The organism is Moritella sp. 24 (assembly GCF_018219155.1).
In the GTDB taxonomy this organism is placed as follows: Bacteria; Pseudomonadota; Gammaproteobacteria; order Enterobacterales; family Moritellaceae; genus Moritella.
The window spans coordinates 440,306-459,598 of record NZ_CP056123.1 but is presented as its reverse complement, the minus strand read 5'-3'; the positions used below and the strand labels follow the sequence as shown (position 1 = coordinate 459,598).

Below are 19,293 nucleotides of genomic sequence, written 5' to 3'. Positions count from 1 at the left end.
TAGCATTGTAACAAGTTTCCTAAATATTGACAGACTTATGCGTTTAACTCAGGTAAAAGTGCACCAATAACTTTATGTAAAAGCTAATTTGCACCTATAAAAAAAGCCTTAATCACGATAAAAAATATCAGATTAAGGCTTTTTATTTCTGGGGCTTAGCGTTTAATTGCTAACAACAGAGATGTAATCGCAAATTTGCGATTTACATCATGCCGCCCATTCCACCCATACCGCCCATATCAGGCATCGCTGGTGCAGATGCATCAACAGGTGCATCAGTGATCATCGCTTCAGTTGTAATCATAAGACCCGCAACAGATGCAGCAAATTGTAGTGCTGAACGTGTTACTTTAGTTGGATCTAGGATACCCATAGCAATCATGTCGCCATATTCACCCGTACCAGCGTTGTAACCGTAGCTACCTTCGCCTTCACGAACGTTGTTTGCAACAACAGATGCTTCATCACCGGCATTTTGTACGATTTGACGTAATGGTGCTTCCATTGCTTTTAGTGCAACTTTAATACCTACGTTTTGATCTTGGTTGTCACCAGTAATATCTTTAATTGCTGCAGCAGCACGAACAAGTGCAACACCACCACCAGCAACAACGCCTTCTTCTACAGCTGCACGCGTTGCGTGTAGTGCATCATCAACACGGGCTTTTTTCTCTTTCATTTCGATTTCAGTTGCTGCGCCAACTTTAATTACCGCAACACCACCAGAAAGTTTAGCTACACGTTCTTGTAGTTTTTCTTTATCGTAATCTGAAGATGAATCTTCGATTTGCTTACGGATTTGAGCAACACGACCTTGAATAGTCACTTCATCACCAATACCGTCAATGATAGTCGTTTCATCTTTAGTAATGATGATACGTTTAGCTTGACCAAGTTCTGCAACTGTTGCTTTTTCTAGCTCCATACCGATCTCTTCAGAGATAACAGTACCCGCAGTTAACATAGCGATGTCTTGTAGCATAGCTTTACGACGGTCGCCGAAACCTGGTGCTTTAACAGCAGCAACTTTAACGATACCGCGCATGTTGTTCACAACTAATGTAGCCAGTGCTTCGCCTTCAAGATCTTCAGCAATGATTAATAGTGGTTTAGATGCTTTTGCTACGCCTTCAAGTACAGGTAGTAGTTCACGGATGTTAGATACTTTCTTATCTACTAATAAGATAAATGGTGATTCTAATTCAACGCTACCCGTTTCTTGGTTTGTTACGAAGTAAGGAGAAAGGTAACCGCGATCGAACTGCATACCTTCAACAACGTCTAGTTCGTCTTCAAGTGCTTGGCCGTCTTCAACCGTGATAACACCTTCTTTACCAACACGTTCCATTGCTTCAGCAATGATTTTACCAACGCTTGCATCAGAGTTTGCAGAGATAGTACCTACTTGCTCAACCGCTTTCGTATCTGAACAAGGTACAGATAATTCTTTTAGTTCTGATACAGCTGCTTTAACCGCTTGGTCAATACCGCGTTTCAGATCCATTGGGTTCATGCCTGCAGCTACCGCTTTAAGACCTTCGTTCACGATTGCTTGTGCAAGTACAGTTGCAGTTGTTGTTCCGTCACCGGCTGCTTCATTTGCTTGAGAAGAAACTTCTTTCAGCATTTGTGCGCCCATGTTTTCGAATTTGTCTTCTAGTTCGATTTCTTTAGCAACCGTTACACCATCTTTAGTGATAAGTGGTGCGCCGAAGCTTTTATCGATAACAACGTTACGGCCTTTAGGACCTAATGTTACTTTTACTGCGTTCGCTAGAATGTTTACGCCGTTAAGCATTTTATCACGTGCGTCTAAGCCGAATCTTACGTCTTTAGCCATCTTAAATAGTCCTTTTAAAATCTGTTAATTTGTTGGTTTCTTTCTATCAAAAATAAATACTAAGATTTATTCAACGATAGCTAAAATATCGGCTTCACTCATGATTAAAACTTCTTTGCCTTCAAGCTTTTCAGTTTTAACGCCATAACCTTCACTAAAAATAACAGTATCGCCAACGTTAACCGCTAGAGGGCGTACTTCACCGCTATCTAATAAACGGCCGTTACCAACAGCAATCACTTCACCGCGAGTAGATAATGAAGCAGATGCACCAGTAAGTACGATACCGCCTGCTGATTTAGTTTCTTGCTCTTGGCGACGAACGATCACACGATCGTGTAGTGGACGAATTGTCATTTGAAGATCTCCTAAAGAATACATGTTGCGAATATCAATGGCGGGATTATTTACCGACACCATGACTATGGGATAATATATCGGGGCAACTGCTTTCCAACTCAAGGGAAAAGCGAAAAATAGTTACTAAATTCACAGCTTACTGACCGTTTTTAGATTGTTTCTACAGATTTTTAAATTGTTTTTGTAAATAGAAATGTAAATCTCAGGTAAAAAACCAAAACAAAGCTTTTCGTAGACGAAGAAAAGCGTAATATAGCCCGAACTAAATTTAGTCTATAAACCTGTTACATGACTGATTTAGAGTATCACGTTAGCGCATATTTTTAGGTAATCACTATTGAAAGATAAACACGGTCTTCTCTCAGCACCCGTCCCTCAGGTGATGACAAAAATGGCAGTGCCAATGGCTTATGGTTTACTCGCCGTACTTGGCTTTAGCTTAGTGGATACTTACTTCGTCAGTTTGCTGGGCACGGAAGCGCTCGCGGCCATTAGTTTTACCTTTCCTGTGACCTTCTTTGTCTCTGCATTAGCCATGGGGTTAGGCACGGGACTGTCTGCCTGTTTAGCGCGGTTACTCGGACAAGGTCAACACCAAGATGCAGCAAGGCTCACGTCAGATGGACTGTTGTTAGCACTTACTTCGGTATTAATCGTTGCCATCATTGGTATCAGCACAATACAGCCATTATTCCGCCTACTCGGTGCGACAGATACCTTAATGGTGTATATCCAAGATTATATGTTTTATTGGTATATCGCGATCCCCTTTTTAGTCATTCCCATGGTCGGTAACGCGGCTATCCGAGCGACAGGTGATACCAAAACACCAAGTAAAGTCATGATCATCGCAGGCTTTATGAATGGCCTACTCGACCCATTACTTATCTTTGGTATAGGTCCGTTTCCTGAATTAGGTGTAAAAGGTGCTGCAATTGCGTCAGGCTTGTCATGGTTAATTACATTCTCGGTGGCGATTTATCTATTACGCAGCCGTGAAAAATTACTGCAATTCAATAAACCCAATATCACTAATATGCTAAAGAACTGGCGCAAGATAGCAGCGATAGGTATGCCTGCGTCTTTAACCAATATGCTTAGCCCAGTAAACAACGCCTTTGTAATGTGGCAGCTTGCCGCCTTTAGCACCACCGCGGTCGCAGCCTATGGCGCTGGTACGCGTCTAGAAGCTATTTTATTAATTGGAATGATTGCAGTTAGCTCAATGTTAGCCCCTTTCATTGCCCAAAATTCATCCGCGAATAACCCACAACGTTGCTTAACAGCCATCAAATTGGCGATCCGTTATTCGCTAATATCGCAACTGAGTATTTACCTCATTATTGCCTTAACGGCACCCTATATTGCTACTTTGTTTAGTGATGATGCAGCAGTGATCAGTCATCTATCTTTATACCTTTATATTATTCCCGCGTCGTTTGCCATGCAGGGCACGATGATGGCCATCGCGTCGAGCCTAAATGGATTAAACCGACCAATAGCAGCGTTAAGTCTTAGCATGATCCGCTCACTGTCGATTATTTGTCTGTCGAGTATTGGTGCTTATTATTATGGCGAAAAAGGGATATTTTTTGGTATTGCCAGCGCCAATGTATTAGTTGGTTTATTGGCTTTATACTACGCCCAGCAATTACGCATCGAACTACAACTTGAAATAGACAACCAATTAAGAAATGAGTCACAACTTAAACTAAACAGTGAAACCCCTGCCTAACAGCACACATATTCACCAATTCAGTCGTGTTAATGGATCCGCCCCTAAATCCCAAATTTACAATACGAATACTCACTAATAATCCAGTAACCTTAGTGTTTCTTAGGCCAAAATAAAATATATTTTGCATTATTAAAACTTTGTTGAAAAAGGTGATCTAAGCCCATTTTCTTCACAAACATACAACGTATTATCCGCTCATAAATTTTGAAATTCTCCCTACGTTTAGATCAAATAGCAGAGTGTACTAATGACTGTATTAGCAACCGATTTTACTCAAGAAACCCGTTTAGAAACTGATTTACTAGGTGTGAAAAAAATACCAGCGCAAGCGTATTATGGTATTCACACATTAAGAGCAATGGAAAATTTCCATATTAGTAATGAGAAAATCGGTGACTGTCCTGAATTTGTACGCGGTATGGTTAAAACGAAGAAAGCGGCGGCATTAGCCAATGGTATTTTGGGCACTATCCCAGCAGACATTAGTGATGCAATCGTTAATGCATGTGACATTCTACTTGCTAACGATCACTTCTATAATCAATTCCCAATTGATGCGTTCCAAGGTGGAGCGGGTACATCGGTAAATATGAATACCAATGAAGTATTAGCAAATATCGCACTAGAGCAAATGGGCCACACTAAAGGCGCTTATAGCCACATCAACCCAAATGATCACGTCAATAAAAGTCAAAGTACCAACGATGCTTACCCTACAGGTTTTCGCGTTGCTTTATTTGAACGCAGTAACGCTGTATTAGTTGCGCTAACCTCATTAAGCGAAACCTTCTTAACGAAAGCAGAAGAGTTTAATGATGTATTAAAAATGGGCCGTACCCAATTACAAGACGCGGTACCGATGACATTAGGTCAAGAATTCCGAGCATTTGGTATTACTCTACGAGAAGAAATCAAAAGCATTAAACGCTGCCAAGAATTACTGCTTGAAATTAACTTAGGTGCGACAGCTATTGGTACAGGTTTAAACACACCGACAGGCTATTCTGAATTAGCGATTGCTAAACTTGCTGAAATTACCGGTCACCCGTTTGTACCTGCAGAAGATTTAGTTGAAGCAACATCAGACTGTGGTGCTTACGTAATGCTATCAAGTGCATTAAAACGTTTCGCAGTGAAACTATCGAAGATTTGTAATGATCTACGTTTACTTTCTTCTGGTCCACGCACAGGTTTAAATGAAATTAACCTACCAGAAATGCAAGCTGGTTCATCAATTATGCCTGCAAAAGTAAACCCAGTTATTCCAGAAGTGGTTAACCAAGTGGCCTTTAAAGTATGCGGTAACGACTTAACTATCACCATGGCTGCTGAAGCAGGCCAATTACAGTTAAACGTAATGGAACCAGTGATTGGTCAAAGCTTGTTTGAATCACTCGCCTTATTAGAAAATGCGTGTTTCGCACTGCAAGATAAGTGTATCAAAGGTATCACAGCTAACCGTAAGGTATGCCAAGACTTCGTATTAAACTCAATTGGTATCATCACTTACTTAAACCCATTCATTGGTCATCATGAAGGCGATACTATCGGCCGAATTTGTGCTGAAACAGGTAAGAGTGTGCGTGAAGTAGTACTAGAGCGTGGTTTATTATCTGAAACTGAATTAGATGAAATATTCTCTATCGAAAACTTAATGAATCCAAAATATACTGCGCAGCGCTTCGCTAAAGCAGTTTAATTAATGCCCTCCAATAAGATAAATAATACTGATTAAATAAAAATCCCCATGGTTGCGCTAACAACCACGGGGATTTTTTATATCAGTCGTCGATGATTAAGCGGCGACCTCTGTTACCTCAAATGCTCTTCGTCGACTCATTAATACAAACATCGCAGGCACAAAGTAAAACGATAATAATGTCGTTAATACCGTACCACCCGCAATTGCAATGGCAAATGGAGGCCAGAAACCACCACCCGCTAAGATTAACGGCAGGAAGCCACCCACTGTCGTGATCGTCGTTGACGAAATATGGCGAGTACAACTGGTAATGGCATTAATAATTGCCTCTGAATCCCCTGCGACGGCTTTAGGATCTGATTTTAATTCCGCCAAAATAACAATCGCGGCATTAATCGCTAATCCCATCAAACCTAGCAAACCAATAATCACAGTAAAGCCAAACGGATAATTAAACACGTATACACTGAGTAAACCTAAACCAACAGATTGAATAGCTGACAACACAATCACGCCACCCAAACGGAATGAATTAAATGACAGTACGACGATAATAATGAGCAACATCATGATCACACCAACGCTGGCTAACAGATTACCAACAGCATCATTTCGTTTAGCGGATTCACCACCAAATTCCATGCTATAACCCGGTGGTAATACAAAATTTTCACTGGCTAAACGTGCTGAAAATTCACTAAGTACAGTCGACGGTAGCGTCCCCGCGACTAAGTAACCTTCGACGGTATTAACCCGAACACCATTTCGATGTGGAATAGCACCTCGGCTCGGCGCTAATGCCAGCTCCGTGAGTGCAACAAGTGGGATACTACTATGTGATTGTGGAGAGCTAAGACTAATGTTAGCGAGATCAGACAAGCTACTGCGCTGATCATTAGCAATACGTACACGAACTGGAATAGACTCCGTCGCTTCGATAATAGAACCATTTACCGTACCATGTAATGTTGACTGTAATTGTGTCGCCACATCAGTCAATGTCAAACCAGCTAACTGACTGACATCTTCATTAATTTTTAACCATACTTTTGGTAATCCAGGTTGGATTGTTGCACGCGTATGGATCACATTTTTGGTACCAATTAAGATCTGTCTTGCTTCATCGGCAAGAGCTTTCAAGGTATCTAAATTAGGGCCAAACAAACGCAATTCAATAGGCGCTCTAAACGGAGGGCCTTGCTCTAGCTTACGCACTAATATTTGCGCTTCAGGGATCGCATCATCGAGCAATATTTGTAATGCAGGAATCAGTTCATTAACACGTTGGAAACTATCACCAGTAATCATCGCTTGGGCATAATACTGCGCACCATCTTTATTCGGCATCAAGTTATAATAAAAAGATGGGGCATTGTTACCAATAAACCAGCGAACTTTACTGATACCTTGTTGCTCAGCCAATAACGCACTAATAGTTTTGGTCATTGCTTCAGTAGCGATAATACTGGTTTGTACTGGCATAAATAATTCAATGTGGAACATGTCGCGATCCGACGCTGGAAAAAACTGTTCATCCAAATGTTTAGCCAACATAAAACCACTCAAAGGTAAGATAAATACCAAAGCAATGCTAAGTTTAGGTTTCTCGAGTACCAAGACCAACGACTTGCGAAAAGCCTGCGCTAAACCATTTAACTCAATACCATCATTATACCAAGTAGAAGTCCGTGTCTCGCCGTTTTGCCCACGACTAGCAATAAAACGACCAGATAAACCAGCAACGATAGTATGCGAAACGATATACGATCCGATTAAGGCAAAAATCACACTCAGTGCAATACCACCGACAAACTCACCGCTAGGCCCGGGCATCATCACAATTGGCATAAAAGCCAATATTGTCGTGAGTGTAGAACCAAGTAAAGGTAACCATAAGTGCTTAATAGCACCTTGTACCGCAGCACTAGCAGCCACTCCCTGTTGACGACGCTTTTGAATCGTATCAGCCATCACAATCGCGTTATCGACCATAATACCGAGCGCTACAACTAAACCAGTTACCGACATTTGATGAATCGGCAGGCCATAGTAGTTCATAACTGTTAGCGTAAATAACACTGTTAAAGGCAAAGATAACGTGACAATTAAAGCTGCGCGCCACCCTAATGACACCAGTAATACAGCAGCAATTATTGAGAAGCCAATAAGGATGTTATCGACGAGATCTTGCAGTCTATCTTCTGTATATGTGGATTGATCAAAAAGCACTTCGGTCGTAAATGACGTTGGCAAGCTCAGCGTAAATCCAGCGACTACTTCATCAACTTTTGCACTCCATTTATCAATCCGTAAATTAGGTAACATACGAGTCGATACGACGACAGCATATTGACCATCAACTAACGCAACCTCTTGAGGTGGCCATTGTAATTTTTTACTGACATTGGCAATATCACCCAGTCGAACCACTGCGCCTTTACTGTCATTAAGCAGAGGGATCTTACGGATCCTATCAACTGAATCAAACGATCCAGCAACTTCAATCTGCATTTGATTGTAATCATTTACAATATTACCGGCAGACACTTTGGCGTCAGCAGCTAAAATTATATTCGAAATGGTTTGTGTTGATAACGACAAATTTGCCGCCAAATGTTTATCTATCTCGACCAATATTTGCTCTTCGCCACGACCAAACAAACTGACAATATCAGTACCCGAAATTACCTTTAACTGATTCTGCAATTCTTTACCGTAACGACCTAATGTAGTCAAATCTACAGCGCTATCACCTTGCCATTTCACGGCAATTAATTGCGTATAAGCATAACCCCTATCGTCCTCTAAACGTGGTGAAGTTGCTGCTGGCGGCAACTCACCAGTTACATCATTAAGCAGATCTCGAACGCGAGACCATACTGGCACAGGATCATAATTAGTATCGTGTAATTCTAGCTGTACGATTGAGATCCCAGCTCGTGATGTCGACGTAATATGTTTAATATCAGCGAGTTTACGTAACTTTTGTTCAATCTTTTCAGTTACTAGAGCTTCAACACGCTCAGCACTCGCGCCAGGTAGCATGGTCAACACACTTGCATTACGGTTTGTGATCCTAGGATCCTCCGTACGTGGTAGTGTTGATAATGAACCTAATCCAGCGACGATTAATAAAGTGATCAACAGAGCCATTAGACGATTATTTTCCGTAAACGCCTTAATCATATTTCATTCTCCGAAATTGCAGAATGTGACGCTTTATTAGCAAACGCTTGCTGATGATTAACTCTCACTTTTTGCCCCGGCACAAAACGATGAATACCGGTGTTAACATAGGCCTGATTATTCTTCAGGTCACCTTGTACATAAGCCGTTGTTTCTGTGGCATGTAATATCGTGACAATAGTGCTTTTTAACTGAAAAACTTCATCTGATGAATGATCATCAAGATCTTGCTGTAGTCTGTCGTGCTCTAAGGTATAAATGTTCCACATACCGCGCACGCCATCAGTAATGGCACTTAATGGGATCCAATAACCCGGTTCTTGGTATGTTTGAGATAACGTAAGGTAGGCTAACTGGCCATTATAAACTGGACTGTTATTCATCAATGTGAAGCGCAAACTTATCGTTCGAGTCACCTTATCCACTTCGTTACCCATACTAAGTAAACGGGCAGGATAATTAACACCAGCAATCTCGACCTGATGCTCTTTACCTTGAAGTTGTGGAATAAAGCTTGCTGGCACACCGACCGTGATTTCGGACGCGCCTGTTTGTAATAATCTAAATGCCGCAGAACCAGCAGCAACCACTTCGCCTTCTGCAATTTGACGGCTGCTAACAATACCATCAAATGGCGCTAACAGTTTCGACTTATCAATATGATACTGACTTGCATCCAATGCAGATAACGTACTGCGGATCTTCGCGGCAATAACTCGCTTTTGCGACGACAACTCATCAATATTTTGCTCAGAAGTAAACCCGCGTGAAATTAACGAAGTTAATCGCTTTAGATTTGCTTTAATCAAATCGAACTCAGCTTCCGCTTGCTGCAGTTGTGCTTCTAACTTAGTACGCTCTATTAATAATAACTTCGTATCGAGTTCTGCCAGTAATTGCCCTTTCGTTACCTGCTGACCTTCAATCACATGCAGCGTTTTAATGATGCCTGAAAATTCAAAACCGACATTTGCATCTTGCTTCGCAATCACCTTACCAACAAATTTATTTTCGATTTGATAAGCATCCTGTGGAACAAGCTGTTCACTGCTTGCTTTTAAATACTGTGACGCCACCTGCGCTTCATTAGCAACAACATCACTACAAGCTTGCAGTGCAAGCGGAATTAGCAATATACTTAACCACTTTGCTGTATTTTCATTCAACATAGAGCGGTAACTCTTTCTAAACATAATCATTATCCTTTATTTACACTCTACTCAACGCAGTGCTTTATTTCAGCACTTGACAAACTAGACTCCTCAGTCTAGTTTTAACAGTAACAAAAATAGACTAGACGGTACAGTCCATTTTTTATATTAATTAACGCTTATGTAATATTTAATGCGATAATATGTCGTCAATTATTAGCGGTGTAGAGAGATGAGCAAACCAAGAACAAAAAGTGAATTAAAGCGAAATCAGATACTTGATGCGGCAACATTACGATTTACCCAGCATGGCTACGCCGCCACAAGTATGGAACATATTGCAAAGTTAGCTGGTGTATCAAAGCAGACTGTCTATAGCCATTTCGGCAATAAAGATGAGCTGTTTATTACTTCGATCACTTATAAATGCGAATTGTCCGGAATAGCAGAACTGCTACCTGAGAATTTAGGGCCTGTTGAATCAACGTTGACGTTATTCGCACAACGGTTTTTTACCATGATCACATCACCAGACTCTATGGCTGTACACCGGATATGTGCATCTGAATGTCTTGCTCATCCACATTTATCACGTTTATTTTTTGAGGCCGGCCCAGTATTTGTCACTGATAAACTAGCCGCTTGTTTAGCTGAATATCATCGTCGTGGCGAGTTAGATATTGAAGACTGCCGCCAAGCAGCAATACAGCTATTAGCAATAATCAAAGGTGAGCAGTGGATAAGGCTTGAATTCAATATTGGTGAATCGTTATCAGAAGAAGAGATTAAGCACTACTTGCAAAGCTCTGTGCGCTTATTTATACGTGGTTATCAAACATTAAGTTAATACATAACCTCTAATAATGGCGAGACTATGTGAATAAAAGAGTTATAACCCCAGTGTTCACATAGCCTGCTTATTACTATCAAATAGAGTTAGTTATACATCGCTAAGCGTTGCACTAAACCAATCGAGTTTACTTGCTAATTGAGTTACACCACCAATAATAATCAGCGATGGACTTTCTGCTTGAGCAGCAAGATCTCCCAGATCTTTTAGTGATCCTTGTAACGTCCGTTGTCGCTGGCTCGTACCACGCTCAACAATCGCAATAGGCATATCTGCACTCATGCCGTGCTCAATTAAATTAAGCGCAATACCGCTGCTTTGTGTGAGTCCCATATAAAACACCAACGTATGTGTCGCTTGACCTAATAAAGGCCAATTCAGTTGGTTAGCATCATCTTTTAAATGCCCAGTAATAAATTGTACACCTTGCGTATAATCGCGATGTGTCAACGGGATCCCAGCGTATGCTGCACAGCCAGACGCAGCTGTAATACCCGGTACAACTTCAAAAGCTATGTTAAAAGGTAATAATGCTTCAAGCTCTTCACCACCACGACCAAAAATAAAAGGATCACCGCCTTTAAGACGGATCACTTGCTTGCCTTGTAAAGCAAGATCCACCAGCAATTGGTTAATACCGCTTTGTGGGACACAGTGGTGGCCCGCTTTTTTACCCACAAAAAAACATTCCGCTTGCGGGTTAATTAACGCAATAATTTCATCCGATACTAAACGGTCATGTACAACGACTTCCGCTTGTTGCAATAAACGTAATGCTTTGACTGTTAATAAATCCGGATCACCTGGTCCAGAACCGACCAAAATAACCTTCCCTGTATTGCGAGCAACGTGTTGTTCGTGCTCAGTTACTGGTAACCCTTGTGCTATCATTTTATATCCTTAGCTACTACGCCAGCCTTATCGTGGCTAGCAACTATGCACAGTCACTTCATCATCACTGCGTATTTCCAATAGCTAATAAATACCATACCTATAGTGTGCTTACCAATAGCGGAGTAGTATAAGTTATACCAAGCGAATCAAGATCAAAAAAGGCGCGATCTTACGACCGCGCCTTTTGTCATTAACTTGTCTATCGATTATTAATTAAGCTTTTTGTCATCGCTATCAACTTCAACAAAATCACCTTCAATCACACCGTCATTTTTGGCTGTATTCGTTGAGCCAGGTTGTTGTTGGAATGGTGATGAAGATTGTGACGAATACTGGAAACCTTGCGCACCAGCAGTAAACGTTGATTGCGGAATAATACGATCTTTATATTGGTCAAGCAGTGCTTTAGCCAAACGGCCACGAATTTGTGGTGTTAACACTAACAAACCTAAAGCATCAGTAACAAAACCAGGGGTTACAAGTAATACACCACATACAAGTAGCATAATGCCTTCTACAATTTCTTGCCCAGGTGCTTCACCAGCGGCCAAGCGCGCTTGTAATTTTTGCACCGTTTGCAGACCTTGATTACGTACCAAGTACGAACCCGTAAACGCAGTTAAAATAATAATACCAATCGTCAGTTCTGCACCTAATAACGAACCTATCGACATCAGCACATACACTTCAATTAATGTCATCGTAGTAAACAGGAAAAATAAACGACCTAACACATTAACCTCTCAAAAATATAGTTATGGTAAATAACTTAGCCCAACTTATAGTGGTTGCTAAGTTATCTAAAAATCAGCATAAAATGATCATAATATAAAGTAACATAAGGGGCATTAGCCCATTTTTCAAGTTCTAGCCCAGCAGATAGTCCATAATTCTAGGTAGCTGACACAATAACTAAGACAACTAAAACTTAATAAAGTTGGAAAAAATGAAAGTAAAACTAGTCCTATTATTAGCAAGTAACCTTGTTATACAAAGCGCAATACCTGTGTATGCTAACAATAATTTTAGCTTATTTACGAATAAACAACAGGCTGCACCTGCGTTTCTGCTAGGTGAAGAGGCATTTGTTTTTTCTCAACTGCAACAGGGTGACAATCTGAACGTCTTTTGGCAAATTACCGATGGCTATTATTTATATAAAAATAAGCTGCGTGTCACTATTGATGGTGAAGAACAGACGATTAAAGGCTTACCGGCAGGTAAAGATTATCACGATGAATATTTTGGCGATGTCGAAATTTTTGAGTACGAATTGATGCTATCAGTGCCCGTTGCTGATTTAGCGCCAGGTAGTAAAGTGACAGTTCATTATCAAGGTTGTGCCGTTGCTGGGTTATGTTACCCGCCAATGACCAAAACATTTATCACTCAATAATGCGATACGCATAACGGTTCTGGCAGTTCCGGTTCTGTAGCAGTCACAGCAGCTACAGAACCGGCACTTATTTAGCGTGCGTTAAATGTGTTTACTGCGTACTAAAACTAATACCGGCAACACTGCAATCGCCATAAAAATAAAAATATTCTCTTTTAGTTCAGGATAGAATAATCCCGACACAAAAGTCAGCAACGCAATTGCTAAGCTAAATGGAATGGCTGCATAGATAGCTTGCACCGTCATGGTGTCTTCATCTGCCACAGTCTCAGATATATAACGCATTGCCGCTAAATGTGCGATACCAAACGTCACACCATGCAGTAATTGCGATAACATGATCACAGAAACATCCACCGCATAACTCAGCGTTAACCAACGAACAACACTCCCCAAGGTTGCGATAACAAACATCATCGCCAAACTCGTATTAGCAAACAATCGACGGCCAACAGCTAAGAAAAATATTTCACCAACAACACCGACACTCCAAAAATAACCAATGTAAGTTTCGCTAATGCCAATATCCTGCCAATATACGGCACCAAAACCATAATAAGCAGCATGTGCACCTTGCAGTAATGCCGTAATCAACAAAAATGGCCAAAAACTAGGGCGACTTAGAATCGTCATAAAACTGCTACTTTTTTTACTCGTCGTCAATGCATCTTCTGGCATGTTACGCGCAGGCGTCACCGTCAATAACAACAGTCCAGCTAAGCCAATAATAATCGATAACAGAATCACTTTATGATCAAAAGATTCAACCAACAATCCAGTCAATGCACTTGCAAGCATGAATCCTATCGAGCCCCATAACCGCGTCTTACCGTAATCCATATTATTATAACGGACGAGTTTCGCAGCCATTGCTTCACCTAATGCCATTAACGGTGAGAAAACAAAGTTAGTGATGATCACGAGTAAAAAAACAACGTAGACATTATCACTCAGGTAAAAACCCGCAAAGGTAACTATGCTAATAAGTGTTAGCCGCCGCATCGCCTGCAATAAAGAGGCTGTTGTAGTCAGGTTTCGAGTGAGTAATAGCGCACCAGCAGAACGAGCGATCAACGCAAAAGCCAGCATAGTACCGATCATTTCTGTCGATGTACCCTCGCCTTTTAACCACAATGCCCAAAACGGTAGCAGAACACCGTAGACGCCGAAGAACCCAAGGTAATATAACACCATCCATAAGGACGACGGCAGTGAATACAACATGTTAACCCTCTAATTGTCAGTTATTTCAACTATATACAAGGATGCCATTTTGCGCTTTTGCAGCTGAAAAAGCATTAATAATAAAAAATAAAAAGCTGCGTGGAGTAGCACTTTTTAAATCATAAACTAGCTTGGTAAGCCAAACTATCACAAAAACCAAGTGCTAATACTAAAGTCGTATTGCTAGATATTAGCCGCCATGTCATTTTTATTCACAGCAGATGTAAACATAAATAACAATAAAACATGATTACATCCAGATGTGGGCAAGGAATTAAATACTATTAAGGAAGAACAATGAGCGACACTAAACTATATCCGGTACCAGCTGAATTTGCGCAAAACAGTTTATTAAATGACAGTGCTTATCAAGCAATGTACAAGCATTCAATTACCGATCCGGAAGCATTTTGGCGTGAACAAGGACAAATCGTTGATTGGATCAAACCTTATAGCCAAGTTAAAAGTACCAGTTTTCAACCCGGTTGTGTCGACATTAAATGGTTCCAAGACGGCAAACTCAATGTTTCAGCCAACTGCCTTGATCGTCACTTAAAAGATAATGCCAACAAAACAGCGATTATTTGGGAAGGCGATAACCCAGCAGATTCTGCAAAGCTCACATATCAAGAAGTCTATGAAAAAGTCTGTCAATTTGCCAATGCACTCAAAGCCCAAGGTATTAGAAAAGGCGACGTAGTGTGTTTATATATGCCAATGGTGCCAGAAGCCGCAATTGCGATGTTAGCGTGTACACGTATTGGTGCTGTACATACGATTGTATTTGCTGGTTTTTCTGCCGAAGCGCTCGCTGACCGTATTGATAATTGCGGCGCTAAGTTAGTAATCACTGCGGATGAAGGAGTCCGTGCAGGGCGTATCACTCGCTTAAAAGATTGTGTTGATAACGCATTAGCAAAACCACAAGTAACGACGGTTGAAAATGTCATTGTTTTCGCCCGTACTAATGCCGATATCGCTTGGCATGAAAATCGCGACCTTTGGTGGCACGATGTAGTTAAAGACCAACCAAGTGAATGTGCACCAGAAGCAATGAACGCAGAAGATCCCCTCTTTATTCTTTATACGTCAGGTTCAACAGGCAAACCGAAAGGTGTATTACATACCACTGGTGGTTACCTTGTTTATGCCACAATGACCTTTAAGTACGTATTTGATCATCAAGACAACGACGTGTTCTGGTGTACCGCAGATGTCGGTTGGATCACAGGCCATAGTTATTTAGTATATGGACCAATGGCGAATGCCGCGACCACGATATTATTTGAAGGTGTGCCAAACTACCCTGATACCGCTCGTATGAGTCAGGTGGTAGATAAACATCAAGTAACAACGCTTTATACAGCACCCACAGCAATCCGTGCACTGATGGCAAAAGGTGATGATGCAATCACAGGTACAAAACGTACATCGTTACGCTTAATGGGATCTGTAGGTGAACCAATTAACCCTGAAGCATGGCAATGGTATTACGATACGATCGGTAATTCATCAACACCAATTGTGGATACATGGTGGCAAACAGAAACAGGCGGTATTTTAATTACCCCACTGCCCGGTGCAACGACATTGAAACCCGGTTCAGCGACACGCCCATTTTTTGGTATATCTCCTGCACTAGTTGATAATGAAGGTAAATTACTCGAAGGGGAAAATGCCGGTAACTTAGTTATTCTCGATTCGTGGCCGGGACAAATGCGCGGTATTTATGGTGATGAAAGCCGTTTTGAAGAAGCGTACTTCTCTACCTTCCCGAATATGTACTGCACGGGCGATGGTGCAAAACGCGATGCCGATGGCTATTACTGGATCACAGGTCGTGTCGATGACGTCTTGAATGTTTCAGGCCACCGAATGGGTACCGCGGAAATTGAAAGCGCATTAGTTGCACACAGTAAAATTGCCGAAGCGGCTGTAGTCGGTGTGCCCCATGATATTAAAGGCCAAGGCATTTATGCATACGTCACATTGAATGCCGGTGAACAAGCCGATGATGCTTTATTAGCTGAAGTGAAACAATGGGTGCGCAGTGAAATTGGTGCGATAGCAACACCGGATACTTTACATTGGACACAGGCATTGCCAAAAACACGCTCAGGTAAAATCATGCGTCGTATCTTGCGTAAAGTAGCTACCAACGAAACGGATTCTTTAGGGGATACTTCAACGCTAGCAGACCCAAGTGTTGTTGATACCTTAATTGCGGAGAAGCAAGAAGCGTAAACGAGTATGCGATAGTGAGGTTTACTCTCTCACTTTCGCTTCATTATCCTTTTATCGGTGTAACTCTCGCCTTAGTTACACCGACTTTTTATTTCTGACCGTCACTCAACTTCCCGATATCCCACACATCCATCAATGCATAACACCCTCAAATAAGCAGTGTGCGCTAGGTTTTACTTAGAGTGTAAACTTTAATAAAATATCAGATAAGACCAGTTAAATGCTGTTATATTCTTCGAAAATCATATAGTGTGTAGTGAATTAGCAACAATCATACTTTATATTACTTTATGATTGAAGTTTTCAGAAAAGCTAGCAAAGCCAACAACTTCAGCGAAGTTAGCCTCAATTTACCAGACAATGGAAGCAATATGTCGAACAATCTAAAAATATTGTTACTCAACGGACCGAATCTAAACCTTTTAGGTAAAAGAGAACCTGAGACTTATGGCTATCAAACACTTAGTGACATTGTAGAACATTTAACCAATGTTGCAAATCAGCACGATGTTGAACTCTGCCATGAACAATCAAATGCAGAACACGAGCTGATTAACCATATTCATGCCGCAATGGGTAATACTGATTTTATCATTATCAACCCAGCCGCATACACGCATACCAGCGTTGCAATTCGAGATGCATTGTTAGGGGTTTCAATCCCTTTTATCGAAGTACATCTCTCTAATGTGCACGCAAGAGAACAATTTCGTCATCATTCTTATTTATCAGATATCGCTAAAGGCGTCATTTGTGGACTAGGTGCTGATGGTTATGAATTTGCGCTGCTTTCAGCTGTCAAACAGCTCAAGCAAACCACCAATAAATAATAAAGAGATCATTATGGATATCCGTAAAATTAAGAAACTGATTGAACTTGTTGAAGAATCTGGCATTGCAGAATTAGAAATTTCTGAAGGTGAAGAATCGGTACGAATCAATCGCTTTAGCAGCACTGCCGCGCCAGCACAAGTACAATACGCAACTGCGCCTGTTGCTCCAGCAGCGCCTATCGCAGCAGCACCTGCAGCGCCAGTTGAAGCAGCGGCTCCGGCTGAATCAGCGGGCCATAAGGTTCTTTCTCCAATGGTTGGTACTTTCTATAATGCAGCCTCTCCAGGTGCAGCTCCTTTCGTAACGATTGGCCAAACAGTAAGTGTTGGCGATACGCTATGTATCTTAGAAGCAATGAAAATGATGAACCAAATCGAATCAGATAAAGCTGGCGTAGTTAAAGCTATTCTAGCAACAGATGGTCAAGCTATTGAGTTTGATGAACCACTTTTCATCATTGAATAAACACGGAGTTTCCAATGTTGGATAAAGTAGTTATCGCCAATCGCGGCGAAATCGCATTACGTATTCTTCGTGCTTGTAAAGAATTAGGCATTAAGACAGTTGCAGTACACTCAACAGCTGATCGCGAACTAAAGCACGTATTACTTGCTGACGAAACCGTTTGTATTGGTAAAGCACCGTCTGTAGACAGTTACTTAAATGTTCCTGCTATTTTAAGCGCAGCTGAAATCACGGGCGCAGTTGCTGTTCACCCGGGTTACGGTTTCTTAGCTGAAAACGCTGACTTTGCTGAACAAGTTGAACACTCAGGCTTTATTTTCATCGGTCCTAAAGCTGAAACTATCCGTCTAATGGGCGATAAAGTTTCTGCGATTGCAGCAATGAAAAAAGCCGGTGTACCTTGTGTTCCGGGTTCTGATGGTCCACTTGATACTGACGCACAACGTAATAAGAAAATTGCGAAGCGCATCGGTTACCCGATCATTATTAAAGCTGCCGGTGGCGGTGGTGGTCGTGGTATGCGTGTGGTTCATGAAGAAGCAGACCTACTTGACGCGATTGCGCTAACACGTAACGAAGCTGGTTCATTCTTTGGTAATGACATGGTTTACATGGAGAAATTCCTAGAAAACCCACGTCACATCGAAGTTCAAGTATTGGCTGATGGTCAAGGCAACGCAATCCACCTTGGCGAGCGTGACTGTTCACTACAACGTCGTCATCAAAAAGTAGTTGAAGAAGCACCAGCACCGGGTATTACCGCTGATCTACGTCGTCACATTGGTGAACGTTGTAGTCGTGCGTGTGTTGATATCAACTATCGCGGCGCAGGTACATTCGAATTCCTTTATGAAAATGGCGAATTCTATTTCATCGAAATGAATACCCGTATTCAAGTTGAACACACCATCACAGAAATGGTAACTGGCATTGATTTAATCAAAGCACAACTACGTGTTGCTGCTGGTATGCCATTAACTGTATCTCAAGATGAAGTGCGTTTAACAGGTCATTCAATTGAATGTCGTATTAACGCTGAAGATCCAGAGTCATTTATTCCAAGTCCGGGTCTAATCAAACGTTTCCATGCCGCTGGCGGTTATGGCGTACGTTGGGAATCGCATGTTTATGCGGGTTATAAAGTACCACCGCACTACGATTCAATGATCGGTAAGTTAATCACTTACGGTGAAAATCGTGATGTAGCAATCTCAAGAATGCGTAATGCATTAAGCGAGATGGTGATTGATGGTATCAAGACTAATATCCCACTACATCTTGAAATTTTAAAAGATGAAAACTTCCAAAATGGTGGCACTAACATCCACTATTTAGAGAAGAAATTAGATTTGAAAGCACAAAGCAAAAAATAGTTTTCATTTGATTTAATACTAAAAAAGCCCAAGCGA

Annotated in this window: 15 protein-coding genes; 8 read left to right on the top strand and 7 right to left on the bottom strand. The window is 41.3% G+C overall.

The window, feature by feature from the left end:
* Positions 1-202 precede the first annotated feature (202 nt).
* Together groL and HWV00_RS02095 are read right to left on the bottom strand one after the other, a co-directional pair.
* On the bottom strand, positions 203-1,840 hold the full coding sequence (gene groL / locus HWV00_RS02100) for a chaperonin GroEL (protein ID WP_211684490.1): 1,638 nt from the start codon (positions 1,838-1,840) through the stop codon (positions 203-205).
* 66 nt (positions 1,841-1,906) lie between these two features.
* On the bottom strand, positions 1,907-2,197 hold the full coding sequence (locus tag HWV00_RS02095; protein ID WP_211684489.1) for a co-chaperone GroES: 291 nt from the start codon (positions 2,195-2,197) through the stop codon (positions 1,907-1,909).
* A gap of 340 nt (positions 2,198-2,537) precedes the next feature.
* Between HWV00_RS02095 and HWV00_RS02090 the strand changes: the two genes are divergently transcribed.
* Together HWV00_RS02090 and aspA are read left to right on the top strand one after the other, a co-directional pair.
* A complete protein-coding gene (locus HWV00_RS02090) occupies positions 2,538-3,935 on the top strand; it encodes an MATE family efflux transporter (RefSeq protein WP_255554871.1) in 1,398 nt (465 codons plus the stop codon).
* 250 nt (positions 3,936-4,185) lie between these two features.
* Complete coding sequence (gene aspA / locus HWV00_RS02085) at positions 4,186-5,637, top strand: aspartate ammonia-lyase (protein WP_211684488.1); 1,452 nt, start codon at positions 4,186-4,188, stop codon at positions 5,635-5,637.
* A gap of 96 nt (positions 5,638-5,733) precedes the next feature.
* Here aspA and HWV00_RS02080 read toward each other — a convergent pair whose 3' ends face one another.
* Together HWV00_RS02080 and HWV00_RS02075 are read right to left on the bottom strand one after the other, a co-directional pair.
* Positions 5,734-8,826, bottom strand: coding sequence for an efflux RND transporter permease subunit (locus HWV00_RS02080; protein ID WP_211684487.1), 3,093 nt, complete (start codon positions 8,824-8,826; stop codon positions 5,734-5,736).
* Complete coding sequence (locus tag HWV00_RS02075) at positions 8,823-10,019, bottom strand: efflux RND transporter periplasmic adaptor subunit (RefSeq protein WP_211684486.1); 1,197 nt, start codon at positions 10,017-10,019, stop codon at positions 8,823-8,825. The genes HWV00_RS02080 and HWV00_RS02075 overlap by 4 nt, the downstream gene beginning before the upstream one ends.
* A gap of 190 nt (positions 10,020-10,209) precedes the next feature.
* Here HWV00_RS02075 and HWV00_RS02070 point away from each other — a divergent pair, with 190 nt between their 5' ends.
* Entirely contained in the window at positions 10,210-10,824 is a 615-nt protein-coding gene (locus HWV00_RS02070; RefSeq protein WP_211684485.1) for a TetR/AcrR family transcriptional regulator, read from the top strand.
* A 93-nt stretch (positions 10,825-10,917) separates the two neighbouring features.
* On the opposite strand, the gene cobA is transcribed toward HWV00_RS02070, so the two are convergent.
* Positions 10,918-11,718 carry a uroporphyrinogen-III C-methyltransferase gene (gene cobA / locus HWV00_RS02065; RefSeq protein WP_211684484.1) on the bottom strand — a complete coding sequence of 267 codons (801 nt, stop codon included), beginning with the start codon at positions 11,716-11,718 and terminating at the stop codon, positions 10,918-10,920.
* 212 nt (positions 11,719-11,930) lie between these two features.
* Positions 11,931-12,455: an FxsA family protein gene (locus tag HWV00_RS02060; protein WP_211684483.1), complete on the bottom strand. Its 525-nt coding sequence runs from the start codon at positions 12,453-12,455 to the stop codon at positions 11,931-11,933.
* 212 nt (positions 12,456-12,667) lie between these two features.
* On the opposite strand from HWV00_RS02060, the gene HWV00_RS02055 reads away from it, so the two are divergent.
* Complete coding sequence (locus HWV00_RS02055) at positions 12,668-13,117, top strand: protein-disulfide reductase DsbD domain-containing protein (RefSeq protein ID WP_211684482.1); 450 nt, start codon at positions 12,668-12,670, stop codon at positions 13,115-13,117.
* 81 nt (positions 13,118-13,198) lie between these two features.
* Here the strand turns inward: HWV00_RS02055 and HWV00_RS02050 are convergent, their stop codons facing one another.
* Positions 13,199-14,341 (bottom strand): 3-phenylpropionate MFS transporter, encoded by a 1,143-nt coding sequence (locus tag HWV00_RS02050; protein WP_211684481.1) that lies wholly within the window; start codon positions 14,339-14,341, stop codon positions 13,199-13,201.
* Positions 14,342-14,638: 297 nt separating this feature from the next.
* Between HWV00_RS02050 and acs the strand changes: the two genes are divergently transcribed.
* From acs to accC, 4 genes are all read left to right on the top strand, one after another.
* Positions 14,639-16,585, top strand: coding sequence for an acetate--CoA ligase (gene acs / locus HWV00_RS02045; RefSeq protein ID WP_211684480.1), 1,947 nt, complete (start codon positions 14,639-14,641; stop codon positions 16,583-16,585).
* 371 nt (positions 16,586-16,956) lie between these two features.
* Positions 16,957-17,415, top strand: coding sequence for a type II 3-dehydroquinate dehydratase (gene aroQ, locus HWV00_RS02040; RefSeq protein ID WP_211684479.1), 459 nt, complete (start codon positions 16,957-16,959; stop codon positions 17,413-17,415).
* A gap of 13 nt (positions 17,416-17,428) precedes the next feature.
* The gene (accB, locus tag HWV00_RS02035; RefSeq protein WP_211684478.1) at positions 17,429-17,884 is read left to right on the top strand and encodes an acetyl-CoA carboxylase biotin carboxyl carrier protein; all 456 of its coding nucleotides are present in this window, start codon (positions 17,429-17,431) and stop codon (positions 17,882-17,884) included.
* 14 nt (positions 17,885-17,898) lie between these two features.
* Positions 17,899-19,257, top strand: coding sequence for an acetyl-CoA carboxylase biotin carboxylase subunit (gene accC / locus HWV00_RS02030; RefSeq protein WP_211684477.1), 1,359 nt, complete (start codon positions 17,899-17,901; stop codon positions 19,255-19,257).
* The last annotated feature ends 36 nt before the right edge of the window (positions 19,258-19,293 follow it).